The sequence below is a fragment of the Enterobacter sp. EC_50 genome, assembly GCF_019584525.1.
Lineage (GTDB): Bacteria > Pseudomonadota > Gammaproteobacteria > Enterobacterales > Enterobacteriaceae > Enterobacter > Enterobacter roggenkampii.
In genome coordinates this window covers 24,944-50,562 of the sequence record NZ_VDAF01000017.1, presented here as the reverse complement: position 1 = coordinate 50,562, position 25,619 = coordinate 24,944, and the positions used below count along the sequence as shown (strand labels likewise).

Sequence of the window (25,619 nt, the reverse complement as noted above, 5' to 3'; positions counted from 1 at the left end):
GAAAAATATCACATTTTGTCTGAGTTACCGGAGCATCCATGTCACTACAGAATTTAACGCGCTTTCCCCGCCTGGAGTTCATCGGCGCGCCGACGCCGCTGGAGTATCTCCCGCGATTTTCTGATTATTTAGGGCGCGATATTTTTATTAAGCGTGATGACGTGACGCCCATGGCGATGGGGGGCAACAAGCTGCGCAAGCTGGAGTTTCTGGCGGCGGACGCCCTGCGCGAAGGCGCGGATACGCTCATCACTGCCGGGGCCATCCAGTCCAACCACGTTCGCCAGACGGCGGCCGTGGCGGCAAAACTTGGGCTTCACTGCGTGGCATTGCTGGAAAACCCGATTGGCACGCGGGCTGAAAACTATCTCACCAACGGTAACCGCCTGCTGTTAGACCTGTTTAACGTGCAGGTTGAGATGGTTGACGCGCTGACCGACCCGACCGCCCAGCTCGATGAGCTGGCGACGCGTCTGGAAGCGCAGGGTTTTCGCCCCTACGTTATTCCCGTCGGCGGGTCGAATGCGCTGGGCGCGCTGGGGTATGTGGAAAGCGCGCTGGAAATCGCGCAGCAGTGCGAGGGGGCGGTGAGTCTCTCCTCCGTCGTGGTCGCGTCCGGCAGTGCGGGCACCCATGCCGGGCTGGCGGTGGGGCTGGAGCAACTGCTTCCGGAGGTCGAACTGATTGGCGTGACGGTGTCCCGCAGCGTGGCGGATCAGAAGCCGAAAGTGGTTACGCTACAGCAGGCGGTCGCAGAGCAGCTGGAGCTGAAAGCCACGGCCGATATTCTGCTCTGGGATGACTATTTTGCGCCGGGTTACGGCACGCCGAACGAAGAGGGAATGGAAGCGGTGAAACTGCTGGCGCGCCTCGAGGGCATACTGCTCGATCCGGTCTATACCGGCAAAGCGATGGCCGGACTGATCGACGGCATTGCGCAAAAACGCTTTAAGGATGAAGGGCCGATTTTATTTGTCCATACCGGCGGAGCGCCTGCGCTGTTTGCCTACCATCCTCACGTTTAAAAATCAGGTCGAAAAATAATAATGCAAGAAAGTATTCAACTGGTTATTGATTCTCTGCCGTATCTGCTGAAAGGTGCGGTATTTACGTTGCAGCTCAGTATCGGCGGGATGTTCTTTGGGCTGGTACTGGGATTTATACTGGCCTTAATGCGCTTGTCGCCTGTCCTGCCGGTGCGCTGGCTGGCGCGCTTTTATATCTCCGTGTTTCGCGGTACGCCGCTTATCGCCCAGCTCTTTATGATCTACTACGGCTTACCGCAGTTCGGAATCGAGCTGGATCCGATTCCGGCGGCGATGATTGGCCTGTCGCTCAATACCGCGGCGTACACCTCCGAAACCCTGCGTGCGGCCATCTCCTCCATTGACAAAGGGCAGTGGGAAGCGGCGGCCAGTATCGGTATGACGCACTGGCAGACGCTGCGCCGGGCCATCCTGCCGCAGGCGGCACGCGTGGCGCTTCCGCCGCTCAGCAACAGCTTTATCAGCCTGGTGAAAGATACCTCGCTGGCGGCAACGATTCAGGTTCCGGAGCTTTTCCGTCAGGCACAGCTCATTACCTCCCGTACGCTTGAGGTCTTTACCATGTATCTGGCCGCCTCGCTGATTTACTGGGTGATGGCGACGGTGCTGTCTGCTCTGCAAAACTACTTCGAAAACCAGCTTAACCGCCAGGAGCGTGATCCAAAATGAGTGCAATTGACGTCAAAAACCTGGTGAAGAAATTCCACGGTCAAACGGTGCTCCACGGGATCGATCTGGAGGTCGAGCAGGGCGAAGTGGTGGCGATTATTGGACCGAGCGGTTCGGGAAAGACGACGCTGCTGCGCAGCATTAACCTGCTTGAACAGCCGGAAGGCGGTACCATCCGCGTCGGGGAGATCACGATTGATACCGGGAAATCCATCAGCCAACAGAAAGGGTTGATTCGCCGCCTGCGCCAGCATGTCGGCTTTGTTTTCCAGAACTTCAACCTTTTCCCGCATCGTACGGTGCTGGAGAACATCATCGAAGGGCCGGTGATCGTCAAAGGTGAGCCTAAAGAGGAAGCGACCGCGCGGGCTCGCGAACTGCTCGCCAAAGTCGGGCTGGCGGGGAAAGAGACCAGCTATCCGCGTCGCCTGTCGGGCGGGCAGCAGCAGCGCGTGGCGATTGCGCGCGCGCTGGCGATGCGCCCGGATGTGATCCTGTTTGATGAACCGACCTCTGCGCTCGATCCGGAACTGGTGGGCGAAGTGCTGAACACCATTCGCCAGCTGGCACAGGAGAAGCGTACGATGGTGATCGTGACCCATGAAATGAGCTTTGCGCGCGATGTCGCTGACAGAGCCATCTTTATGGATCAGGGACGGATTGTGGAGCAGGGGCCAGCGAAAAGCCTGTTCGCTAACCCTCAACAGCCGCGAACCCGTCAATTCCTTGAAAAATTCCTTATGCAGTAGCATTTTTGCACGCTTTTGCTCCAGAAATTGACTCTGGAGCAAATTATTCTCCCTCTGCGCGAGGGCTTCTGTTTTTTTATTCCATCCAGATCGGATAAACCTTATCGATAGTAAAGTTAATTGTGCTATTGCCGATATTTTGTGGCTAGAAAAAAGTTTTATGTGTTAGCTTATATTCACCATAATAATGATTATCTGTTCAGAGGCTTCATTTAGTAAGTATGAAGGATTTAGACTTTTTCACCTGGCGACGGGATTGCTCCCTCCGGTTTCAGGAATTGACCTGTGCCGCCGAGGTATATCAGGAGCTGGAGCGACAAACTCAGGCGCTGGAATTCGATTATTACGCGCTCTGCGTGCGCCATCCCGTGCCATTTACCCGCCCTAAAATCTCCCTGCAAACCACTTACCCAAAGTTGTGGATGGCGCAATATCAATCCGCGAACTATTTCGCGATTGATCCGGTTTTAAAACCGGAGAATTTCATTCAGGGCCATCTCCCCTGGACAGATGCATTATTCGCCGAGGCGCAGGAATTATGGCACAGCGCCCAGGATCACGGTTTACGCTCGGGAATAACGCAGTGCCTGATGCTGCCAAATCATGCGCTTGGTTTCCTGTCAGTGTCTCGTACGCGTGTACAGGAAGGGCCATTAGCCCATGAAGAAATAGAGCTGCGGTTGCAAATGCTGGTGCAAATGGCCTTAACCTCGCTGATGCGTTTTGACGATGAGATGGTCATGCCGCCGGAAATGAAATTCAGCAAGCGCGAGCGTGAAATTCTGAAATGGACTGCGGAAGGGAAGACGTCAGCGGAAATAGCGATCATTCTCTCGATCTCAGAGAATACCGTTAACTTCCATCAGAAGAATATGCAGAAGAAATTCAACGCGCCCAACAAGACGCAGATCGCGTGCTATGCGGCGGCAACGGGACTGATTTGACGCAGTAAAACGTTCTGCGTGACAGACGAGCGAACGGCTGAATGCACTGCATCCAGCCGTTTTTTGTTACTGACGGTACGCTTGCTTGATTTGCTTAACGGTGTTAGCAAATACCGCTGATTCAGCCTGGTCTTCCATCTCCGCGATTTGTTTTTCCATTTTAATGATCACACGACCGGCATCAGCCTGGCCCATCGCCTGCAGCATCAGCGTTAGCAGCGCTTTCAGGCAGTTTACTTCCTGTGCCAGTTCCTGGTTATTCTCCGCAGTGGCAAATTCAGGTGTGCTCATTTATTTTCCTCATTATTAAACGGCGCTAAAGCGCGACGACGAAAGTCAAGGCGGCGGAGTATACCACAAGCTGAAGCAAAAAATGCAGCGGTTGTTTTTCGTACTTTTACGCTGATGTTTAATTGCGTAAACAGATCGTACCGGTAAACTCAACCCGCTTAATGATTATTAATTGTTTAGGTCGGGTTCGCTTGCCGTTAATTATTGTTACAAAAAGTTGAACCCTGTTTTTGCGCAGGTTAAGCCAGCCCGTTTTTTGTAACTTTTTGAATACAGATGGTTAAAAAAAGCTGCAAGAGCCCAGAATGCACGGGCTCTCTTTCCACCGCCTGTACAGCCTAATTTCCAAAAACGAGAGCAAAATCGAATAGCCGGTTTTTTAACGTTTTAATCTTGTCAGGAAAACCGTTAATATAAACCAAATTATCACACAGTAGCGTTATCCCTATTCTGGAGACATTTCCTTTGATCAACGTCCTTCTTGTTGATGACCACGAACTGGTGCGCGCAGGGATACGACGCATTCTTGAAGATATTAAAGGTATTAAAGTTGCCGGTGAGGCATGCTGTGGCGAAGATGCGGTAAAATGGTGCCGTACCCACTCCGCCGATGTGGTGCTGATGGATATGAACATGCCCGGTATCGGTGGTCTTGAAGCAACACGCAAAATCGCGCGTACCTTTGTAGACACCAAAGTCATCATGCTGACGGTGCATACCGAAAATCCACTGCCCGCGAAAGTGATGCAGGCGGGGGCCGCGGGTTACCTGAGTAAAGGTGCTGCACCGCAGGAAGTCGTCAATGCTATCCGTTCCGTGTTTGCCGGACAGCGTTATATTGCGTCCGACATCGCTCAGCAGATGGCGCTGAGTCAGATCGAGCCCGAGAAAACCGAATCACCCTTTGCCAGTTTGTCCGAGCGTGAATTGCAGATTATGCTGATGATCACCAAAGGTCAGAAGGTGAATGAGATCTCGGAACAGCTGAATCTCAGCCCGAAAACGGTAAACAGCTATCGTTATCGGATGTTCAGTAAACTGAACATTCATGGTGACGTCGAACTGACGCATCTGGCCATCCGACATGGTTTGTGTAATGCGGAGACGTTGTTAAGTCAGTGAGTGATGTGTTCGATTCAAAAGCATTTCTGAAAACCGTAACCAGCCAGCCTGGCGTCTATCGCATGTATGACGCTGGCGGTACGGTTATCTATGTGGGGAAGGCTAAAGATCTTAAAAAACGTCTCTCCAGCTATTTTCGCAGTAACCTGGCCTCCCGTAAGACCGAAGCGCTGGTCTCACTCATTCAGAATATTGATGTTACCGTCACGCACACGGAGACAGAAGCGCTGCTGCTTGAGCACAACTATATTAAGCTCTACCAGCCGCGCTATAACGTCCTGCTGCGGGATGATAAATCCTACCCGTTTATCTTTCTGAGCGGCGACACCCATCCGCGCCTCGCCATGCACCGTGGTGCAAAACATGCGAAGGGTGAATATTTCGGGCCGTTCCCCAACGGCTATGCCGTGCGAGAAACGCTGGCGCTGCTGCAAAAAATCTTCCCGATCCGCCAGTGTGAAAACAGCGTTTACCGTAACCGTTCGCGCCCGTGCCTGCAGTACCAGATTGGCCGCTGCCTGGGACCGTGCGTGGCCGGGCTGGTGAGTGAAGAAGAGTATGCCCAGCAGGTAGATTATGTGCGCCTGTTCTTAGCCGGCAAGGACGATCAGGTCTTAACCCAGCTGATTGCGCGGATGGAAAAAGCCAGCGCCGCACTCGAGTTCGAAGAGGCCGCGCGTATCCGCGACCAAATCCAGGCGGTGCGCAGAGTCACGGAGAAACAGTTTGTCTCAAATACCGGTGACGATCTCGACGTCATCGGCGTGGCCTTTGACGCCGGAATGGCCTGCGTGCACGTGCTGTTTATTCGCCAGGGCAAAGTGCTCGGCAGCCGCAGCTATTTTCCGAAGGTCCCTGGCGGTACCGAACTGGGTGAAGTGGTGGAAACCTTTGTCGGCCAGTTCTATCTGCAGGGGAGCCAGATGCGCACGCTGCCTTCTGAGATCCTGCTCGATTTTAATCTTGACGATAAAACCCTGCTGGCCGATTCGCTCTCTGAACTGGCGGGGCGCCGGGTCAATGTTCAAACCAAACCGCGCGGCGATCGCGCGCGCTATCTGAAGCTGGCGCGAACCAACGCGGCAACGGCGCTGAGCACGAAGCTGTCGCAGCAGTCGACGGTGAACCAGCGTTTAACGGCCCTGGCAGCGCTGCTGAAGCTGCCGGAAGTGAAACGGATGGAGTGTTTCGACATCAGCCATACGATGGGTGAACAGACGGTCGCGTCCTGCGTGGTGTTTGATGCTAACGGTCCGCTGCGCGCCGAGTATCGCCGCTATAACATCACCGGCATCACGCCGGGCGATGACTATGCGGCGATGAATCAGGTGCTGCGTCGTCGCTATGGTAAAGCCATAGAAGAGAGCAAGATCCCCGATGTGATCCTGATTGACGGCGGGAAAGGGCAGCTCGGCCAGGCGAAAGCGGTATTTGAATCGCTTGATGTCAGCTGGGATAAAAACCATCCGCTGCTGCTGGGCGTCGCAAAAGGGGCCGATCGTAAGGCCGGTCTGGAGACACTGTTCTTCGAGCCGGAAGGTGAGGGCTTCAGCCTGCCGCCGGACTCTCCGGCGCTGCACGTCATCCAGCATATTCGCGATGAATCGCACGATCACGCCATCAGCGGTCACCGCAAAAAACGGGCGAAGGTGAAAAACACCAGCTCACTCGAGACGATCGAAGGCGTGGGGCCAAAACGTCGCCAGATGCTGCTGAAGTATATGGGCGGATTGCAAGGATTACTCAACGCCAGCATGGAGGAAATTGCAAAAGTGCCGGGTATTTCGCAAGGGCTGGCAGAAAAGATCTACTACTCGTTGAAACATTGAGGGCTCTGTAGCAACATAGAGCTAAATTTTACTGACAACAAATAGTTACCGTCACTATGCAATATAACATCCCTACGTTGCTCACTCTTTTTCGTGTCGTGCTCATCCCGTTCTTTGTGCTGGCGTTTTACCTGCCGGTTGTCTGGGCACCCTTTGCCTGCGCATTGATCTTCCTTATTGCAGCGGTAACAGACTGGTTTGATGGCTATCTGGCGCGCCGCTGGAATCAAAGCACCCGTTTCGGTGCCTTCCTCGATCCGGTGGCGGATAAAGTGATGGTCGCGATTGCGATGGTGCTGGTGGCTGAGCACTATCATACCTGGTGGGTGACGCTGCCTGCGGCAACCATGATCGGCCGTGAGATTATTATCTCTGCGCTGCGCGAATGGATGGCGGAACTGGGGAAACGCAGCAGCGTGGCGGTCTCCTGGATTGGAAAAGTGAAAACGACGGCGCAGATGGCGGCGCTGGTCTGGATGCTGTGGCGTCCGAACGCCTGGGTTGAGTGGGCGGGGATTGGTCTCCTGTGGGTGGCGGCAGTGCTGACGCTGTGGTCAATGCTGCAATATTTGAACGCTGCGCGCGGGGATTTGCTTGATCAGTGATCGTTTCGCCGTAATTTTCAGCAAACGATCCGGGGATGCAAAAAATAACGTTGACTCATAACGTCATATCAGTAGAATGCAACGCATCGAACGGCGGCACAGCAAGCCGGACGATAATGAAATCAAGCGGTTAGACATTTACTTGATGACATGCGGGAATAGCTCAGTTGGTAGAGCACGACCTTGCCAAGGTCGGGGTCGCGAGTTCGAGTCTCGTTTCCCGCTCCAGATTAAAGACATGCGCAGTAGCGGGTGTCAGTTTGAAAAGTTTTACGGCGCGTTAGCAAAGCGGTTATGTAGCGGATTGCAAATCCGTCTAGTCCGGTTCGACTCCGGAACGCGCCTCCACTTTCTTCCCTGGCCGGATGGTGGAATCGGTAGACACAAGGGATTTAAAATCCCTCGGCGTTCGCGCTGTGTGGGTTCAAGTCCCACTCCGGCTACCATGGGAAAAAGCAGAATAATCAAAGCAATAAGCAGTGTCGTGAAACCACCTACGGGTGGTTTTTTTGTGCCTGAAATTCACGCCCTGTGCATATCCTGTGCTCACGGAGTGCAATGAGCTGCAATCTCCAGCCTGGCAATGCCGAATCGAACGTGTCGCCTACAGCATAGAGAACCAGGCCGCTTTGCCTGTTTTCCGGTACTCTTCCGGGAAGGGGGGCCTGCTGAGCAAGCTGTAATGCTCTAGCCGCCCTTGGTACAGAGTTGCTTAATTCGTGCAATCACCTCATCTCTGTACTTCTGGTGTCCGCGCATAGCCCTTGGATGGGCAATTCTGAAACAGATTGTATTACCTGTTTTGAACTCCCACAGCTTCCCCGGAATAACTGAAGAAGTCTCATAGCCGCCTGGCTCAGTAAGCACCTGTTTTATGATGTAGTCTGTTCTCCGGGCTCCGGATGCAAAGATGATGAAATCAGGCTCAAGGTGTTTAATTTGTACCGCCAGCAGCTTCAGCGAGGCTAATATGACTTCCTGCACTTCATTTTGAGGGCGATTGAGAGGGGTCAGTCCGTCGTAATCCCACGCCAGTAGATTGGCATACACGATTGCCTGGGGAGGAATATTAAGCTCCCGGGCCAGCCTGAAATGATATTGCGTGAAGCGGCTACGTGATTTGAGGTTGGTGGTGCCATAATTTTGTACCGGAAGATGTTTCCTGTAACGATCTACAGCCTCTTCAACCACTTGCCCGATGGTGACGTCAGGTATAAGTCCCAGCACCCGTGACATCGTATTCTTACCATTCAGCGTATTCCAGCCAGCGGTTTCACGTCCAACCAGCATGATTTTTACCGGTGAATGCAAGTATTCTTCAAAGGGTACAGGTAAAAAGACGCCTGAGTATTTATCCTCACTCAGGTTAAATTACCGGGCGTCAACCTCCTGTAATATCCGTTTGTACGCGTCTAATAGCTTTTCCATTCTCCAATCACGCCCCGTAATAAATACACCTTCAGATATATATTATTTTCATGATATCAGTAAGATACATGAGGATAATCATGCAGAAATCCTTCCGATTCACCAATTCATCCATCAAAGCCCTTCCGGCAAACACAGATACCCGATCTACAGAGCTTGAGGTATCTGATACCGAAGTCATCGGCCTTAAGTGTCTCTCAGGCCGAACAGGTAACAAACGTTTCCTCCTGCGCTACACATTCCACGGTACCAAAAAAAGTATCAGTATTGGCAGATTCCCTGAAATTGATGTGGGGACAGCTCGCCAGATAGCTCGCCGTCATAAGGAGGCGATTGCACTGGGAAATGACCCCAAGGCAGAGCGCGATAATTATCGTGCGATGCCAACGCTTAGTGAGTTTTTTCACCTGACCTATGTTCCGTTCATCAAGCGCCATAAAAAGTCCTGGGATAAGGATGTTCAGCGTTTCACGCAATACATTGAACCTCGTCTGGGGAAGATACGTTACTGCGACCTTCGGGCCCGGGAAATCCAGCAGGTGCTTTTCGACATGCTTGAGGGTCGTATTCACGGCCAGCAGTATGCACCGTCTACCTGTAACAGGGCACTGGCTATTCTGAAAACTATGGGGCGTTATGCGCTACGACAGGATGTCCTGGAGAAGAATGAAGCCGATAAGATCCCTTTGCTGAAGGAGAATAATCAGCGGACGCGCTTTTTTGACGCTGATGAGATCAGGCGCATTCTTGACGCTGCTACCCAATATCCCAACAAAGCTGCCGGGGGATTGATAGCCATGTTGTTGTTAACCGGTACACGCAAATCAGAAATGCTTAATGTCAGGCATGAACATATCGACCGGGCCAATCGTACTCTGTTCATTCCTTATACAAAAAATGGTCGCAGTCGGACGGTATATCTAAGCGATGCCGCATTATCGATTATTGATGCTATCCCACGAGTTGGCAGTAATCCGTATCTGTTCGCCATTAAGGATAATGGAAAACCGATATCGGAACCCCGATGGGCATATGAAAAAATACTGGCACAGTGCGGTATAGACAAGAATGAAGTCTGTTTCCACACCACACGTCATTCTGTTGCCTCTTTACTGGTTTCGAGTGGTCAATTCAGCCTGTATGACGTTAAAGCCCAACTGGCGCATGCCAGTATTCAGAGTACAGAACGTTACGCGAAATTAACACCGGAACGTATGCGTCAGACAGGGCAGGGAGTGACTGACCTGCTTCTGAATACTGCGGCTACGAAGCAGATGTGACTACTTTTTAGCAAACTATAAATATGGAGAATGAGGATGCATTTAAAATGCCCACAGTGTGGCAGTTGTAATACATTGATAAGTTCAGCAGGAAAACTGCCATCAATAACCGATAATAAACGCTCTGGGTATATTAGCCTGGAGTTTTTACCTGAAATACTGAAAGAAATTATTAAGGCTATTAAAAAACTATTTGGATTCCTTGAACAGTGTGAAAGGAATAATGCGCCAGTGCTTATCTGTATGGACTGTGGGTATCATGAAAGAATTTAAATAGAAAACCAATAACTGTAAATAATAGTTATGCGGATGTATAAAAACCCCGATACGTTAATCGTATCGGGTTTTTTGTTTATGAGGATTATTCAATGAAATTTGTCTCGAACTGGCAAGACCTGCCGTCGCTCCTTCTTCCGGAGTCAGTAATGAGTCTGTTGAAAACAGAGCTGGTACTCCCATTTGAAGATGAATACTCTGCAATGAGTTTCTGGGATGAAGTCGGGGTGACATTAATATATGTCGAGCCCGATGATGTACCTGAAGATATTAAAGCTCAGGTGTTAAATGTGATTCATCAGTTAATTGCAAATCCAGAATTTGTAGTCCGTCTGACAGATGACTATTACCTGATGCTTTCTGTTACGGAAGATAACGGGAACGGTATTTATCTGTTATTTCACCCCGATTGCCCTCTGAAGGGTATTGATTTATTAATTTCTATGGCCGAATCACGCTATTAAACACAAGCAAAACCAGGAACGCAAAATGAGTAAATCAAAATTAGTTAAAAATAATGTTGAGTCAGTTTCGAAGGAGATTAAAAATGAGGCAGAGGTTATTCATGAAAATCTCAGTGCAGATGAACAAACATTATCTGATGTAAAAGACTATCAGTTGCTCATTGAAACAGGCCAGGCAGAAAAAATCAGTCCTAAGGCAAGTGGTATGCTGACATGGCAACTGGCGATATCAGAGGTGGACAATGAACTTTATCTTCGTCTGGTGGCAAATGGCTGTGGAGGGTTGTTCTCTAAGGACTGGATCTCACTTTCAAAGATTGCAACCGTTCTGGAAACACAACCTGCTACCGGCTTCTCATCCGGAGTATTCAGGCCGTTATTCAAAGGGGCAAGCGCCAACAATGCAGGTTTTCTGGCTGCTGTTTTACGCTCCCCGGATATATGTCTGCTGGAGGCACATCCAGAGAAGTTATTTACTCATGTATTATACCCGGACTGGAGGGAGCGGTTGAATAAACTTAATACGATCAGTAGCCAGGAAAAGATTACAGAGGATTAATTTATTTCCTGCACTGTTATACAACCAGAAATCACCACACACCGCTATTTACTTTCTAAAGGAAAATTTATTATGCAAACCCAATATGCCTTAAAACAGGCAGGATTAACTCTGCCTGTTACTAAAGAATTTCAGCAGCATATTACTACTCTTCTGGCAAATCAGGTTTTACAAAAAATAACTGAGGCAGTGGTTATTAATTTCCGTGATCCGGACTACAGTGCAGAATCCGGGGGCTTTCATCCCGTTGAAATACGGTTTATCCGTAAGAATAATGAATGGTATTTTGATTATGTCACAGATTTTAGTTATATGGGGCGTGTCTACCCTGAGCTGGAAAAAGAAATTGATTTTTGCTGGTCGGGGAATTATGTCTTCCATTATCTGATTGGGGATATTTCACTGGCAGCAGAGAGGAATGAACTCTGGTCCCTGTGGGAGCGTAATTTTATGGAGTATCTCTCTATGGGGATTTACCGGGTAACGGTAACTGTGGAAAGTTGTTGACCCGTTATGAACAGGAAGAAAGCGGGCGGCTTTGTAATCTACTGCATGTGGCGTGCATAACAGCATGGAGATGATGTCTCTTTTTCCTGGCTGTTCGCATATACAAGTGCAGACACGGGGGATCTCAGATCCCTCGTGATTTTTGCCCCCTATGGTGCATTCTCCAGTAGCAGGGTGATAACGGTTAATCCATTACCCCAACGACAGTATTACACCGGTAATAAATGTTCATGAATACAGTTAGTTATGTGGGTTTTGAGGTGGGCTATGTCATCGTTGACGATAACTGAAGGTTTTACAGATGTATAAAACTCGCGGTGAAAGGATCGCAGAAAGGCTGTGCTGGATATTACTTCAACTGTATACCGGTAATACGGTATCGGTTAATGATATATGTCAGCGTTTCGCGGTCAGTCGCCGAACCGGACAGCGTGATTTGTTGAGAGTTGAAACTGTAACGGAAACTATTTCACCTGGAAGGGTAAGGCTGGCAAATTTGATAAGGGAACGAGTTAGACGAAATTTTTAATCGAATCCATATCAATTCTATAAAATATGAAACTTAACGGGAGTAAATATACACTCCCGTTATAATGCAACCTTTTTTTAACTACTCAAATGATATTAATTTAGGTGCGACAGTGTTTTTATGACATGTTAAATTCGCAAGATCAATAATATCATGAAACAATTTTATGTCGTCGTCAGTGAGCTTTACGTCTGGATCAGCTAAATCGGCACAGGTAACATTTAACCAGTGTGTTAATGAATCAATCCTGTTTGAAGTAATATATTCAGTGTGACCAATATCCCACTTCCAGTTGATCACCCGAGCAGGTCTGAATCTCACCTCCCGAACCCCAATTGGTGTTACTGACTCAACGAGAGGGTATATCGTGTTAAGTACTTTATCATGTTCACTGTAGATATTTAAATGCCCCATTTTTGAACCGTAAGCCATTTTCATTATATTCTCTGTATAACTTGTTATTGGGGTGGCTCCGGGTAATGCTGCCAACTTACTGATTTAGTGTATGATGGTGATTTTAAGGTGCTTGCGTGGCTTCCATTTCCATCAGATGTCCTTCCTGCTCCGCTACTGAAGGCGTGGTGCGTAACGGCAAAAGCACTGCCGGACATCAGCGCTATCTCTGCTCTCATTGCCGTAAAACATGGCAACTACAGTTCACTTACACCGCCTCTCAGCCCGGTACGCACCAGAAAATCATTGATATGGCCATGAATGGCGTCGGATGTCGCGCCAGTGCACGCATTATGGGCGTTGGCCTCAACACGGTTTTACGTCACTTAAAAAACTCAGGCCGCAGTCGGTAACCTCGCGCATACAACCGGGCAGTGATGTGATTGTCTGCGCTGAAATGGACGAACAGTGGGGCTACGTCGGTGCTAAATCACGTCAGCGCTGGCTGTTTTACGCTTATGACAGGATACGGAGGACGGTTGTGGCGCACGTCTTTGGTGAACGCACTCTGGCCACACTGGAGCGTCTTCTGAGCCTGCTGTCGGCCTTTGAGGTCGTGGTATGGATGACGGATGGCTGGCCGCTGTATGAATCCCGCCTGAAGGGAAAGCTGCACGTTATCAGCAAGCGTTACACTCAGCGCATTGAGCGACATAATCTGAATCTGAGACAACATCTGGCAAGGCTGGGACGGAAGTCACTGTCGTTCTCAAAATCGGTGGAGCTGCATGACAAGGTCATCGGGCATTATCTGAACATAAAACACTATCAGTAAGTTGGAGTCATTACCTGTTTTTGCTGCATATTTGGCCATGCACTTTTGCCATCAAGTCAGAGAGACAGGGGCACCGTAAGAGACGAAGGTTGCTGCCTGTGATGAGAGGTTATCAGCAATTACAATGGTCACTAATATTTACATAATGTCGGAGAACATCATTTTAGTTGAAATAACATAAAGGCGGTTCTATGTATTTACATATCAGAAAGTATCAACTCGTAAATGCGAGATGGCGTGATATCATTGATTTGACGGATTATGAAGAAACAATCAAGCAGGTTGTGAGTACATTATTTGGAAATGATTTTATTGAGGTCAGAGTTGAAACAAATTGTTTTACTCTGACAGTAAACAGTACAAGCAGTAAAATACCACACGGCATACTGGTGAATATGGGGAAAAGGCTGGCGGCTAATCTCCAGAGTATCACCTGTCATGCCATGCGGATCTATCATGTAAATGGCCATCCTGACGCGCGGCAGTTATTTCACTGTTTTGATGCCGATTGCCTGTGATTAAGCCCCCAACTTCTGTTAAAGGAGTTGGGGGAGATTTAACGGTTATCAGACTGGAAGACAGAATGTCGGATATTTACGGGCTATGATATCCATCAGTGACTTCATTCGCGGTGTTACAGAACTAAATTTCATTTGGGGTATTTTTGCTCTTACCGCATTTTTTACATCAGTCACCGTTACTGAATAGCCTTCTGACGTCAGCCATTCAGCAACCTCTTTACAGGAATAACTTTTTTTATCTTTCAGCATCAGCCCCCATTGGCACTGAGTCAGCGCCCGGAGAAATAGTCTGACTAAAATATCATCACTACGTTTGCTTCCGACTTTTAGTTTCATATCAGAAAACACCGTCCGGCAATAGAGAAAATCACACCAGTCATCCCAGTCAGCCAGGGTCTTCAGTGTATGCGTTTGCCGCCAGTCGTCGAAAAGAGAGCGTTGCTGCAGAGCCTCTTCCATATTATCCCACGGGCGGGAAAACATCAGTAAATGCCCTTCATTCATGGCGGGCTGTACGGGCTGGCGTTTGAAATCGAATTCCAGATTAAGACGGATATCCTGTTCCCGGGATACCAGATCGCTTTCCGACAGCCACATCTCACGCGTTGATATCAACGTACTTCGGGATAACGTCTGACCGGGTAAACGATTAAGGTAAAGATCTACCATATAGTCGTTATAGTCACTGCGTGGAATATCGGCAGGAGGTTTGACGCCAGCCCTGGCATGAACAACAGGTTTTCCCTGAATAGCTCTATAGGTTAACTGCCCCCGGGTTTTCATGGCGATAAGCTGGCTGACCTCATGCTTACATGTCAACATTGATGAACCCGGATCAACAATATCGCACAGCGACTGGAAGCGGGAAGACAGTGGACCGCTCATGTTTATCTTGTCAAGTGGGCAATTTGTCAAAAAGCCATCGGTTGTGACGCTGACAACCGATGAATCAGAAGGCAAAGCATTCATGAGTTCCCCGACAACGGCGCGGATAAATCCCGTCACATGCGCAGCAAAGAATGGCTGAGTAACCGATGATGGTGGGAGGGATCTGTTTAATCCACGGGCTGTATCAAAGGCGGTTTTGGCGCGAAGGCCCTGAGCAAGTTTACCATAAAGCGAGTTGCCAATTTCTTTCCAGAATTTCTCCTCCAGAGAACCTTTAATATGGCGATTACGGTTCTCACGGACCTGTTGAACAAAGGGAAGAAACACCGATGTTGATTCGCTGTTATGTGGGGAGGTGTCACAGATCCAGGGGACGATGATCCCATTATGGATCGTCATCTCTGCCCCGAGCGACAGAGCAAGTTCGATTTCAGGTGCCGTTGCCCATGATTCGCCACTTAATGGAAAGAATAACCCATATTGATCGGTCCGAACCGGCAGGCTGGGATAGGGAACTGATTCCGGGAACCGAAATGTGACAAGCGCAAATCCCATTACATGCCCACAGTAATCGTCCGGATTTTTACTGAGGCGGATGTTCCCGTAATCGGGTGTGAGGATATCTAATAGCCCGGTGGTATACGCTCCAGCCAGATCGTAGTCATACCAGTGATCAGACGGTGTAACCCCCATCATAAAACACTCATTGCGTCCGCCGTGGTAACAGTTGATCGGGAACGTTTCAAACAACTCTCTTGAAGGAACACTGGCGGGGTTTTTAATCGTCCGGAATGCCTGTTTCTCCGTGAGCCAGAGTTCACGGGTTTTAATGTGTGTCCCAAGGCAGACTTCAGGAGACATATTGTTTTCTTTAAGTGTTTTGGTGAACCGTGAAACTGCCATCGCCCCGATGGTGGCGGGGACACGATCAATCATCAGCTCCCGGGCGCAAAAATTGCGAACCTGTAAAGCATAACGAACCGCAATCTCGGCATCCCGCAGAGCATAGGCTTCAAACCCTGCTCTGTCGCCCAGAAGATATTCACGCATATTGGTTATGGAATAAGGGGCAGGAATGGTGAGTTTGGGAAGACCCAGTAATTCACCACATTCAGCCAGACCCATACCCCCGGGAGTGATAAGCAGTGTATCGATGAAAGCTACGTTACTGCAACGCGGAGGGGAAGTTCGTTTGTCAAACATTATCTGTTCAGTCTTTACGCGACGTTCCTGCTGTTCATCAAAATCGATACCGTAACGATTTTTGAAGCTGCTGACAGTACCGCGTATTCCTTTCAGAAGAATTTTGTAGTCTGACCAGAAATTGGCAAAGGAGGCGATATCCGCACGAATGAAATGCGCATATATATTAATAATACCGGGCCATTTTGTAATCACACCCGTTTCAAGAAGCGGTGTAATCGTTTGACAGAGAAAGTCCTTAAAAGACAGCCGGGATTTTTTCTGTGAGTCAGGTGGATAGATAATGTTCGATATACCTGTATTATCGGGTAAGACAACATAACTCTGATATGACAGAATATCATTCTGTTGTGTTTCAGGATTGAAAACATATTCGGTATCAAAACCGATATAGAGTGTCAGGTCACTTGAAATCACAGACACTTTTTTTGATGCAGGTGGTATCACAGGATAATCATCAAGCGTTTTAGGTCTTTTACGATTGAGCGCTGGCTCTGAAGTCACGGACTGATACCCCGATGCGGCAGCGAGGATGTCCTGCAAATTATTGCTCATAGTTAACTCCGAAAAAACGCCGGGAGTTTGTCCCCCCCCGGCATAATGAATCAGGATTTAATGACGTCTACTACAGCTTTGAAAATATCATTTTTGCGAGATTCATTATCTACATAGATAAAGGAAACGAGTTTCCTGCCTGCTTTAATCAGGATGCCACGTTGCGTCTTTTCCACAGACGGGGTAACGTGTGCAGATAACAGACAATGTTCATGTAAATGAAGAAACTTTTTTGAGGCGTAGCCGCCATGTAATCGTGCTTGAATGTCAAGATACATATCATCAAGAGAACCGGGTTCTCCTGATTCACTCAATACCGAATAACCCTTCTTATCAAAAAGGTTAAGGATAGATTTACTATCATGTTCGAACAGGGTAACACCGTAAATGTATTTCATTCGAAAGGTGAGGTAATCGGTGGTGTAGACCTCCTCCTGACGATTGAAATTTTTGAGACGCCTGGCTAATTCATTAAAAACAGCACGAGCAGTAGCCGTGTCCTGCAGGGTGTAGGTATAAAGAACGAAGCCATCTGTGCCGATGAGCTTTACTAAGTTGTCCATAATCGTGATAGCGAGAACTAATGCAAAGGACAGATATTTTTCATCGTTGTCTACAGCTGTGCTTGCTGATTCGGGAAGAATGTTCAGTGCATTATTAGCGTTATTTTCCGTGTTCTTAGTAACCATTTATATCACCTTTAAGTTTGTTTTGACGATGTGCATTTTCCCACTCAACAATATCGTCAAGAGAGAATCGTATAGCCCGCCCAATTCTGATGAAGGGCGGGAGTTTTCCGGGATTGCGAGATATATCTGACGCAACCGTGGATGCAGAAAGATTAAATCTTTCGGCGAACTGCTTAATGGTTAAATACATAAACCTCCGGTTTCAGAGAATAAGAAGCCACGCGGATTTAATATCAATCCACATTCTGTGATGACTTAATGCAGGGCCCTGCAGAAGCACGCAATGACAATACCGTCCTTAAACGAGTGTTGCATCAATCACGAATCACAGATCATTGGTTCATTTTTTCGTGTCATAACTTTCAATGACCTGAGAAACCACTGCGTGCGATGTCGCTGCATTGTGAAAAGCGTAGCGACGGGTTGCCGTAAGTGAGTGATGATTGAGCAGATGGGAAGCGATTGCAATATCCCCGGTCGCCTGTAGTACCCGGGTGGCAAAGGTACGGCGCAGGTCATGCATCCGCAGGTTATCAATGTCGGCATCCCGGCAAATACGGGCAAAGGTTGCACGCGGATATGCCAGAGGGCGGGCATTGTCGGTTAGTCGCGGAAAAATGTAAGTTTTGCTGAGCATCAGGTCCTGCTGGCACTGGACAACTGCAATGGCTGGAGGTGCAAGTGGGCAGGTGAAAGGGTGTCCGGACTTTGTATCAGGCAGTATGAGTTGATGCATATCCGGGTGCCAGTACTCCCATTTCAGGGTACATACCTCACCAATACGCATCCCCGTATAAAGAGCAAGCAATATAGAATCAGCTGCCGGTGTTTGCAGCGCTGTTGCCGCGTCAATAAAGCGCGGGATTTCTGTCGCTGATAGTGTGCGATAGCGAATGTTATTTTCTTTCAGATAGCGGACATGTGTCATCGGGGAATGCGTGATCCATCCAGCACGTACTGCCAGAGAGCATATTTTGGACAATATTGCGAGGATACGGTTTACTGTTGACGGACGTAATTTTTCCCGTAAGCCAGCAGCATATTGTTCTAGTTCTCCTGCCGTGATGTCGCGAAGTTGCCGCTTGCCCCAGAACGGGCGAACGTAGAGGTTGAGTTTTGACAACTCTGACTGAGGACTCTTTTTATACAACTGCAAATCCGGTAGCCACAGGTCATTGATGGCCTGTTCCACAGTGAATCGACGGGACTGAACCGCAAGACGATTTTTATCAGCAAGCAGTTTCATCACATGCTGACGGGCATCCTCAACGCAGAGCTGAGGGAACTGACCCAGGGTTTCATATATACGCTGATTGTTTATAGTGGCACGAAAGGCCAGCGTGATCCGATTGGGATACACCAGAGCACGCAGGTTTTGGCAGTGAATATCACGGTATTCCTGACAGCCCGTGAGGGGATGGGGAAGTTGGTGAAGTGATTTGTTGCTGAAACGCAGATCCAGAATAGGCATCGTATTTCTCCTGTAAATGACACTGGAAAAATACGATGTGAGGTTATAGTCTGCCAGTTACAGCTTTCACAGTTCATCAGGTGAAAAATGCTGATTCGGATATAATGGCAACACAATTCCATGTCGCCATTATATTAAGAAACTACAGTTTCATGATCTTGTTCGCTATTTTTTCGAAGTAAACCTCATTCTTAAGAAGAGTGATATTGTTAGTTTGAACACCCAGACCACTGGACGTTGACTGGAAATTCATTGAACCACTTATCACTGTGGACTTTCCTGATAAAAAGGAAATCAACTCCTTGGAAGATGGTGCCCACTCAGGGTTTAAGAGTAATGCAATATAGATATATGTCTTACGAAGCAATTGTTCGATATCTTTTTTATGCCCTGTAGTGTTTTGCTTACCTTTAATGCAAATAGATTTGATTATGAACTCATCAGGGCTGGTTAAAGGCGTTTTAAACTTATTCAGTGATCCATCGTTATGAATGACTTCATAAGGCAGCATAGATAAAATGATCAATGCAATCATTTTAGGATGATAAAGGTAGTTATCACGAATGATTTTTCCTGCCTTCATTGTATTGAGCGTTGTTTGAATAAATACAAAAAGATATTCAGAGCAAAAGTAACAAAACACAAGCCAGGATAGGTCAATGGCTGGAATGTTAATATCCTTAGGTAGTTTGTTTAGCCAGTATTCAGACTTCAAAAAGGTCCTGATTTCAACAGTATATTCATGCATTTTTGCGCTGAAATCAAGCATTGCTACTTGACCTGATTGTTCCGTAACTGTGTGGTCTATAAATGTTAGTGTATTGCACATTTTATCCAGCGTGTTTTGAAAACAAGAAAGGAGTTCGGCATTATTATTACCATTAACCGCAGATGAAAGTTCAGTTTTAATAAATGCATCCAGTAGCATACAGATTTCTTTCGGAATGACATTTTTACGGGATTGCTGTGAATAGAAATGTACTGCCAGTAAATTAAAGGCAGTGCACTCCTTTTTTAACCATTGTTCGAGCACTGGGACGTGCTGAAAAAAATTGATATGCTTAGCAGTAGATGCTGATGGAGACAGTACATGAAGAATATCTACAGCAGGCTTCATTTGCAATATTTGATCGGATTCGGTAGTCGTCATTAGTTCCAGTAATTGCTGTTCAGAAAATAGTTTAGACAGGTGATCAATGTCTTTTTGGTATTGATTAAGTTTTGTTAAATTCCCCGGTATACGGGTTACATTGTTTTTCATTTTCTCGAACATAATTTTATCCTCGTTTGAATTATTACACTGATTTAAAAAGTAGCATGTCGTGTTAGCGAGGTAATCCTAAAACGTGAATGGCAGCAGGGGCAAGCTTGAATCTGCGTAAGGATATGGCTTGAATTTAATGGTGTGATCAGTGAGTTAGAGGCTTATAGCTATTTAAATACAATAAGTTATGACGGTGTGTGGCGGGTGTAAATCGGTTAGTTTTTATGGTTAAAATATGAGCGCTGTGAGGTTTGAGATATGATGGTTTTTAAATTACATACAAGTTACCCCTGATGATCAGTATTAATACCAGAATGATACATGCGAGCAGCACCCAATCCTGTACTATTGATGATGACTATACAAGGCTGAAACTTTGAGTCGTATGTTGCCAGGAGGATTAATGTCCACAAGGCCCAGATAGAATGATTTCTCAGATATTAAAGTTGAAACTTATTAACTATGTGAGAGGCTGATATTTATTCAGTCTCTCATTTGTTTTTATCGTTTTGAAGTTAAAAGGAAATAAATAATGCCTTTCGCCGATGAATCAATGTGCTGATTTCCCTCAAATCAGCCTCAATACTACCAACATCACCAAAGACTTCACCTCTAATCTCACTTCGATTTTTCATGAAATTGGTGCTTAATAAGCTTTCTTTTTTTAATGCCATTAATTTTGGTTTTATATCGTTATAGAAGTGCTTATGGCTTACCCTGATGTTATGAATCGAGTAGTAAACTGTTTTATACATCAAAAATATAAGTAACTGGCCGAGAAGGTATTCTTTTTCAATGTATTTATATTGAGAGGATTTTTCGCGTTTCGCCAGGTAGAAAACATGAGGTGCGATGATGGTGGGGATAAAATCCAGTGCTGGAGAGGTTTTGGTTTTTTCTGTTTCTCTTCCGGATTGAAGATGTTGAAGTACAGAGTATGCAATGCTTAATATTATGGCATTGCTTATATTATTAATTTCAGTTGGGTAAATATGCAGGTTGCTTATCAATTCTGAAAGGCAAAGTAAAACACCAGTGATGTTAGGTTTTCTACCAGAGATTGTGGTGGTGTTGAAAATGTGGCGATTCTTACGACTTATATTGACAAATTTATGAGTGCAGAACTCTATATGTTCGACGATTTTATCTCGACTATTTTTAATGTATTTGGAAATGTTAGTGATTCGCCCATTCAACGTTAGTTCATCAAGCAATATATCATTTTTAATATTGCGAATTACATCGCAACGTTTAGATTCAAAAACTATCTCATGTAATACATAACTCGACGTATTGCGGGGTGACGCTGATATGTAATCTAAAATAGAAGGCTCGATTTTGATTTTTTGTTTGTATTTTTTAATGCACTGTTTGATTGTTTTTTGTAGGGTGTTTGAGATGTGTTTTTTATATTCTTTTAGAAAATCTTGCTCTAAAAAGAGTGAGGAGAAGATCAACTGCTGGCGAGATAATTTAATCTCAGGCTTGATCAATTTAATCCGAAAAACTCTTCCCTCCAACTCATAGCTGAACATGGAAGATAAGTCATAGTGGGGTGATAAATGTTCGAGTAACGACATTCGTGTATTCATTAGCCGCTTGAATTTATGGTCAGCATACATAAGTGTTTTTTTTATTTGCTCATCATAAAGTGGGCCGATAGCGCAGTTGGCAATACTCATTCTATCCGGAGACCTCCAGTCAGCAGGGGAATCACATTGACGGTCATCATTACTATCAAAGGGCATCAACGTTGCCGATTATGGATGATGTCAGCTTCACACACCAGAACGGGTGATATATGGATCATCATTACCCCAACGGCAGTTTTACACCATGGCTAATATGGATGCTATATTACTAAGATAATTGGTTTTTAGCGAGTGACGAGCCAGGTTGTGTCAGTCTGTCTCATGTCGATATTACGGGGATGATGCAAACCTGAATGCTGCGATATTGGCGTGTCAGGGGAGGCATCTTACGGTATCATTTACCGCAATTTTTAAGATGCAATGCCCTGCATCGCAGGCTTTTCTTCAGACCAGGATGATTCATGAACGACAAAATCAGTCAGGACACGATCAACAAAGCCCTGTGGGCCGCGTGTGATACGTTCCGTGGCACCATCAGTGCTGATACCTATAAAGACTTTATCCTTACCATGCTGTTCCTTAAGTACATTTCGGATGTCTGGCAGGATCATTACGATGAATATAAAAAACAGTATGGTGATGCACCAGAACTCATTGAAGCCATGATGGCGAATGAACGTTTCGTATTGCCGAAAAGCGCCAGTTTCTATGCGCTGTATGAACGTCGTCATGAACCGGGCAATGGTGAGCGCATCGACCAGGCTCTGCATGCGATTGAAGAAGCTAATGGCACCAAACTGAAAGACGCCGGGAAAAGCGTGTTCCAGGATATTTCGTTTAACACCGATCGCCTAGGTGAAGAAAAACAGAAGAACACCATCCTGCGTCAGCTGCTGGAAGACTTTGCCGGTCAAGATCTTAACCTGAAGCCGAGCCGTGTCGGTACGCTGGACGTTATCGGTAATGCCTACGAATATCTGATCAAAAACTTTGCTGCCAGCGGTGGGCAGAAAGCCGGGGAATTCTATACCCCGCCGGAAGTTTCGGACCTGATTGCAGAACTGCTCGATCCGCAACCGGGTGATACCATCTGCGATCCAGCCTGTGGTTCCGGTTCATTATTGATGAAGTGTGGGCGTAAAATTGTCTCCGGGCATGATAGTCGTAACTATGCATTGTTCGGTCAGGAAGCGATCGGTTCTACGTGGTCGCTGGCGAAAATGAATATGTTCCTGCACGGGGAAGACAACCATAAAATCGAGTGGGGCGATACCATTCGTAACCCGAAGCTGCTCGATAAAAATGGCGACCTGATGCTGTTTGATATCGTGACCGCTAACCCACCGTTCAGCCTCGATAAGTGGGGCCATGACGAGGCCGAGAACGATAAGTTTGGCCGTTTTCGTCGCGGTGTACCGCCGAAGACTAAAGGAGATTACGCTTTTATCTCGCATATGATCGAAACCCTGAAACCGGGAACTGGCCGTATGGGCGTAGTTGTGCCACACGGTGTGCTTTTCCGTGGCTCCAGCGAAGGTAAAATTCGCCAGAAACTGATCGACGAAAATTTGCTGGATGCGGTAATTGGTCTGCCGGAAAAACTGTTCTACGGTACGGGGATTCCGGCAGCGATTCTGATTTTCAAAAAGCAGAAAGTTGATGACAAGGTGCTGTTTATCGATGCCAGCCGTGAATTCAAGGCAGGTAAAAACCAGAACCAGCTTAGCGAAGAAAACATTAAGAAAATCGTCAAGACCTACCGTGATGGCGATAACGTCGAGAAATACGCCTATCTCGCCAGCCTGAAAGAGATTCAGGATAACGATTACAATCTCAACATCCCTCGCTATGTCGATACCTTCGAAGAAGAGGACGAGATTGACTTGCTGGCCGTGCGAGCAGAGCGCGAGCAACTGAAAGCGGAACTGCTGAAGCTGGAAACAGAGATGGCAGGGTATTTAAAGGAGTTGGGTTATGGTGCCTAAGGGTTGGTCACACACAACTTTTGAGAAACACATTGATTGCTTAACCGGTTATGCTTTTTCTAGTACTGAATATTCGGCTGAAGAACACGATATCAGATTGCTAAGGGGAGACAATATTGAACCTGGTAAGCTTCGATGGATAAATGCTAAACGTTGGCCTCGAAACGTACAAGAAAATATGGATAAATATTTTCTTTTGGAAGGCGATTTTGTTATAGCTCTTGATCGTACATGGATATCAGGTGGCTTAAAAGTTGCTGAAGTAACTTGTGATGATCTGCCTTGCTTGCTTGTGCAACGAGTTGCTCGAATTCGAGCAAAAAAAACCTTGGCGCAAGGGTTACTCCGCCAGTATTTCTCAGGATACAAATTTGAGCGATACGTTAAGCTTACTCAGACAGCTACAGCTGTTCCTCATATCAGCCCCAACGATATTAAGCAGTTTTCGTTATTACTTCCCCCTATTGCGGAACAGAAAAAAATCGCCCAAATCCTGTCCACCTGGGATAAGGCGATTTCGGTGACGGAAAAGCTTCTCACCAACAGTCAGCAGCAGAAAAAAGCCCTGATGCAGCAATTGCTTACCGGGAAAAAACGCTTGCTGGATGAGAATGGGGTGAGGTTTAGTGGAGATTGGAACAGCTCAAAACTTGGTGATCTCTTTAACTTTAAGAAAGGCAAGGGGTTATCAAAAAGTGATTTATCAGAAAGCGGCATCAATAAGTGCATACTGTATGGCGAGTTATATACAAAATATGCGGAAATAGCTTATGAGGTTATAAGTAGAACAAATAGCAGTGACGGACAGTTATCAGAACCAGGGGATATACTGCTTCCTGCATCTACTACTACGAGTGGTATTGACTTGGCTAATGCGACTGCTTTATCTGAAGGTGGTATTTTACTAGGTGGTGACATCAATATACTCAGGCCAAAAGTACGGTTATCTTCACCATTTCTAGCATATTTCTTGACTCACATGAAAAAAAATGAAATATCGTCAAGAGCTCAAGGGATAACAATTATTCATCTATATGGAGGTGATTTAAAATCGATTGATATTGTTCTTCCTTCTACAGTCCAAGAACAACAAAAAATCGCCACAGTCCTGTCCGCAGCCGATGCTGAAATCTCCACGCTGGAGAAAAAACTCGCCTGCCTGAGAGATGAGAAAAAAGCCCTGATGCAACAGCTACTGACTGGCAAACGTCGTGTTAAGGTCGATGAGGCGGTTGCCGTATGAAACTGACGAAAAGCGGTCCACTGACTGACCGGGAAATCGACTGGCTGGAAGAAATATTAATGAAGTATGGAATGGATGATTCTGTACTCTGTTTCTCTGAGCTGGATGGATTGCTGACGGCGATTTTATCAGGTCCAAATATGGTTTCACCCAGTATCTGGCTGAGTGCTATTTGGGGAAGAGGCGATTATCATCCGAAATGGTCATCTGAGAGAGAGATGGAGCGTTTTGTCAGTCTGTGTTTTCAGCATATGAACGATATCGCTGGTTGCCTTTATGACGCCCCTGAACTGTTTGAGCCGATTTTCAATGAGCGTGAGGTAAAGGGGGAAAAATATACCATTGTGGAAGAGTGGTGTTTTGGTTATATGAAAGGAAAGTCACTGGATGACTGGTCTGGTCTTCCCGGTGAGTTACGGCCTTCTCTGGAAGTGATCGCTCTTCATGGCGTGGAGAAGAATTTTCCTGTACTTGAGAAAATGACCGGAGAGCAGTTTGAGAAAAGTATTTCCCTTATTCAGCCTGCTGCACTGGCACTTTATCAGTACTGGTTGTCAGTGAGAATGTCAGAGGCATCATCCCGGCCTGTTCCAGTGAAGGGGGCAGAAAACATGCCCGGGCGAAATGACCCGTGTCCGTGTGGCAGCGGTAAAAAATTTAAGAAGTGCTGTCTGCATTGATG

General features: G+C 46.9%; 24 protein-coding genes, 3 tRNA genes and 1 pseudogene. 19 read left to right on the top strand and 9 right to left on the bottom strand.

Annotated features, from left to right (window positions below):
- Positions 1-38 precede the first annotated feature (38 nt).
- The 4 genes from dcyD to sdiA all read left to right on the top strand — a co-directional run bounded on the left by dcyD (position 39) and on the right by sdiA (position 3,408).
- Complete coding sequence (gene dcyD / locus FHC48_RS15210; RefSeq protein ID WP_021240469.1) at positions 39-1,025, top strand: D-cysteine desulfhydrase; 987 nt, start codon at positions 39-41, stop codon at positions 1,023-1,025.
- A 21-nt stretch (positions 1,026-1,046) separates the two neighbouring features.
- Positions 1,047-1,715: a cystine ABC transporter permease gene (gene tcyL / locus FHC48_RS15205; RefSeq protein WP_059365006.1), complete on the top strand. Its 669-nt coding sequence runs from the start codon at positions 1,047-1,049 to the stop codon at positions 1,713-1,715.
- Complete coding sequence (gene tcyN / locus FHC48_RS15200; protein ID WP_008500343.1) at positions 1,712-2,464, top strand: L-cystine ABC transporter ATP-binding protein TcyN; 753 nt, start codon at positions 1,712-1,714, stop codon at positions 2,462-2,464. The genes tcyL and tcyN overlap by 4 nt, the downstream gene beginning before the upstream one ends.
- Before the next feature lie 221 nt (positions 2,465-2,685).
- The gene (gene sdiA, locus FHC48_RS15195; RefSeq protein WP_008500344.1) at positions 2,686-3,408 is read left to right on the top strand and encodes a transcriptional regulator SdiA; all 723 of its coding nucleotides are present in this window, start codon (positions 2,686-2,688) and stop codon (positions 3,406-3,408) included.
- Positions 3,409-3,474: 66 nt separating this feature from the next.
- On the opposite strand, the gene FHC48_RS15190 is transcribed toward sdiA, so the two are convergent.
- A complete protein-coding gene (locus tag FHC48_RS15190; RefSeq protein WP_008500345.1) occupies positions 3,475-3,699 on the bottom strand; it encodes a DUF2594 family protein in 225 nt (74 codons plus the stop codon).
- 465 nt (positions 3,700-4,164) lie between these two features.
- Here FHC48_RS15190 and uvrY point away from each other — a divergent pair, with 465 nt between their 5' ends.
- The 6 genes from uvrY to FHC48_RS15160 all read left to right on the top strand — a co-directional run bounded on the left by uvrY (position 4,165) and on the right by FHC48_RS15160 (position 7,701).
- Positions 4,165-4,821 carry a UvrY/SirA/GacA family response regulator transcription factor gene (gene uvrY / locus FHC48_RS15185; protein ID WP_008500346.1) on the top strand — a complete coding sequence of 219 codons (657 nt, stop codon included), beginning with the start codon at positions 4,165-4,167 and terminating at the stop codon, positions 4,819-4,821.
- Positions 4,818-6,650, top strand: a complete 1,833-nt coding sequence (uvrC, locus tag FHC48_RS15180; RefSeq protein ID WP_059362310.1) for an excinuclease ABC subunit UvrC — start codon at positions 4,818-4,820, stop codon at positions 6,648-6,650. Before uvrY ends, uvrC begins: the two co-directional genes overlap by 4 nt.
- A gap of 56 nt (positions 6,651-6,706) precedes the next feature.
- A complete protein-coding gene (pgsA, locus tag FHC48_RS15175) occupies positions 6,707-7,255 on the top strand; it encodes a CDP-diacylglycerol--glycerol-3-phosphate 3-phosphatidyltransferase (RefSeq protein WP_008500348.1) in 549 nt (182 codons plus the stop codon).
- A gap of 152 nt (positions 7,256-7,407) precedes the next feature.
- Positions 7,408-7,483 (top strand) — tRNA-Gly (locus FHC48_RS15170).
- A 46-nt stretch (positions 7,484-7,529) separates the two neighbouring features.
- Positions 7,530-7,603, top strand: a tRNA-Cys gene (locus FHC48_RS15165).
- An 11-nt stretch (positions 7,604-7,614) separates the two neighbouring features.
- Positions 7,615-7,701, top strand: a tRNA-Leu gene (locus tag FHC48_RS15160).
- Positions 7,702-7,942: 241 nt separating this feature from the next.
- Here the strand turns inward: FHC48_RS15160 and FHC48_RS15155 are convergent.
- Positions 7,943-8,683: pseudogene (locus FHC48_RS15155) on the bottom strand (hypothetical protein).
- Positions 8,684-8,763: 80 nt separating this feature from the next.
- Between FHC48_RS15155 and FHC48_RS15150 the strand changes: the two are divergent.
- The 4 genes from FHC48_RS15150 (at position 8,764) to FHC48_RS15135 (ending at position 11,769) form a co-directional block, all read left to right on the top strand.
- The gene (locus tag FHC48_RS15150; RefSeq protein WP_219371507.1) at positions 8,764-9,963 is read left to right on the top strand and encodes a site-specific integrase; all 1,200 of its coding nucleotides are present in this window, start codon (positions 8,764-8,766) and stop codon (positions 9,961-9,963) included.
- A 368-nt stretch (positions 9,964-10,331) separates the two neighbouring features.
- Entirely contained in the window at positions 10,332-10,703 is a 372-nt protein-coding gene (locus tag FHC48_RS15145; protein WP_000673980.1) for a hypothetical protein, read from the top strand.
- A 25-nt stretch (positions 10,704-10,728) separates the two neighbouring features.
- Positions 10,729-11,262: a hypothetical protein gene (locus tag FHC48_RS15140; RefSeq protein WP_000045627.1), complete on the top strand. Its 534-nt coding sequence runs from the start codon at positions 10,729-10,731 to the stop codon at positions 11,260-11,262.
- Between the two features lie 72 nt (positions 11,263-11,334).
- Entirely contained in the window at positions 11,335-11,769 is a 435-nt protein-coding gene (locus FHC48_RS15135; RefSeq protein WP_001194747.1) for a DUF2787 family protein, read from the top strand.
- A gap of 610 nt (positions 11,770-12,379) precedes the next feature.
- Here FHC48_RS15135 and FHC48_RS15130 read toward each other — a convergent pair.
- Complete coding sequence (locus tag FHC48_RS15130) at positions 12,380-12,736, bottom strand: hypothetical protein (RefSeq protein ID WP_064754959.1); 357 nt, start codon at positions 12,734-12,736, stop codon at positions 12,380-12,382.
- 92 nt (positions 12,737-12,828) lie between these two features.
- Between FHC48_RS15130 and FHC48_RS15125 the strand changes: the two genes are divergently transcribed.
- A protein-coding gene (locus FHC48_RS15125) for an IS1 family transposase (protein ID WP_094106546.1) occupies positions 12,829-13,526 on the top strand; the annotation gives its coding sequence in 2 pieces (ribosomal slippage) (positions 12,829-13,078 and positions 13,078-13,526; 699 coding nt in all).
- Positions 13,527-13,717: 191 nt separating this feature from the next.
- Positions 13,718-14,044, top strand: coding sequence for a hypothetical protein (locus tag FHC48_RS15120; RefSeq protein ID WP_220420542.1), 327 nt, complete (start codon positions 13,718-13,720; stop codon positions 14,042-14,044).
- Positions 14,045-14,092: 48 nt separating this feature from the next.
- Here FHC48_RS15120 and FHC48_RS15115 read toward each other — a convergent pair whose 3' ends face one another.
- The 6 genes from FHC48_RS15115 to FHC48_RS15090 form a co-directional block, all read right to left on the bottom strand.
- A complete protein-coding gene (locus FHC48_RS15115) occupies positions 14,093-16,693 on the bottom strand; it encodes a hypothetical protein (protein WP_110843871.1) in 2,601 nt (866 codons plus the stop codon).
- A gap of 50 nt (positions 16,694-16,743) precedes the next feature.
- Positions 16,744-17,382 (bottom strand): hypothetical protein, encoded by a 639-nt coding sequence (locus FHC48_RS15110; protein WP_000256735.1) that lies wholly within the window; start codon positions 17,380-17,382, stop codon positions 16,744-16,746.
- A complete protein-coding gene (locus tag FHC48_RS15105; protein WP_000281555.1) occupies positions 17,372-17,572 on the bottom strand; it encodes an AlpA family transcriptional regulator in 201 nt (66 codons plus the stop codon). The genes FHC48_RS15110 and FHC48_RS15105 overlap by 11 nt, the downstream gene beginning before the upstream one ends.
- 150 nt (positions 17,573-17,722) lie before the next feature.
- Positions 17,723-18,853, bottom strand: coding sequence for a site-specific integrase (locus tag FHC48_RS15100; protein ID WP_032255348.1), 1,131 nt, complete (start codon positions 18,851-18,853; stop codon positions 17,723-17,725).
- 142 nt (positions 18,854-18,995) lie between these two features.
- Positions 18,996-20,126, bottom strand: a complete 1,131-nt coding sequence (locus FHC48_RS15095; protein ID WP_032170412.1) for a hypothetical protein — start codon at positions 20,124-20,126, stop codon at positions 18,996-18,998.
- Positions 20,127-20,632: 506 nt separating this feature from the next.
- On the bottom strand, positions 20,633-21,865 hold the full coding sequence (locus tag FHC48_RS15090) for a hypothetical protein (RefSeq protein ID WP_096194598.1): 1,233 nt from the start codon (positions 21,863-21,865) through the stop codon (positions 20,633-20,635).
- 305 nt (positions 21,866-22,170) lie between these two features.
- Here FHC48_RS15090 and FHC48_RS15085 point away from each other — a divergent pair, with 305 nt between their 5' ends.
- From FHC48_RS15085 to FHC48_RS15075, 3 genes are read left to right on the top strand one after another with little or no spacing between them, the layout of a single operon-like run.
- The gene (locus FHC48_RS15085) at positions 22,171-23,694 is read left to right on the top strand and encodes a type I restriction-modification system subunit M (protein WP_096194596.1); all 1,524 of its coding nucleotides are present in this window, start codon (positions 22,171-22,173) and stop codon (positions 23,692-23,694) included.
- Positions 23,684-24,937 (top strand): restriction endonuclease subunit S, encoded by a 1,254-nt coding sequence (locus FHC48_RS15080; protein ID WP_220420541.1) that lies wholly within the window; start codon positions 23,684-23,686, stop codon positions 24,935-24,937. Before FHC48_RS15085 ends, FHC48_RS15080 begins: the two co-directional genes overlap by 11 nt.
- Positions 24,934-25,617, top strand: a complete 684-nt coding sequence (locus tag FHC48_RS15075) for a YecA family protein (RefSeq protein ID WP_007868835.1) — start codon at positions 24,934-24,936, stop codon at positions 25,615-25,617. The genes FHC48_RS15080 and FHC48_RS15075 overlap by 4 nt, the downstream gene beginning before the upstream one ends.
- Positions 25,618-25,619: the final 2 nt, after the last annotated feature.